Here is a 257-nt window from a genome sequence, read left to right as displayed (position 1 = left end):
CCTTCGCGCTCCAGCTCCTCGTCCTGTCGGTCGGCGCCGGTGCGACGACCGTCTACATGCGCTGGCGCATCCCGGGGATGATGGTGCTTGCGTTCGGCGCGACGGCGGCGCTGCTCGTGGCCGGAACGGTCGTCACCCTCCTGCAGGGCTGGGCCGAGCTGTTCGGCTGGCTCGCCGCGATCGGGATCGTCGGGCAGTTCACCCTTCTGCTGGGTCTTGCCCTCGCCTGCGCGTTCGGCGGCTATCTGGTGATCCGC

Annotated in this window: 1 protein-coding gene; it reads left to right on the top strand. The window is 70.4% G+C overall.

Translation table 11 applies throughout. The features are described 5' to 3' along the window. On the top strand, positions 1 to 257 hold a 257-nt coding region (locus ASG00_RS14985; protein WP_442922550.1), incomplete at both ends, for a hypothetical protein.

The organism is Microbacterium sp. Leaf351 (assembly GCF_001423825.1).
In the GTDB taxonomy this organism is placed as follows: Bacteria; Actinomycetota; Actinomycetes; order Actinomycetales; family Microbacteriaceae; genus Microbacterium; species Microbacterium ginsengisoli.
The sequence above is the reverse complement of the archived record's forward strand: the minus strand, read 5'-3'. Positions and strand labels throughout refer to the sequence as shown.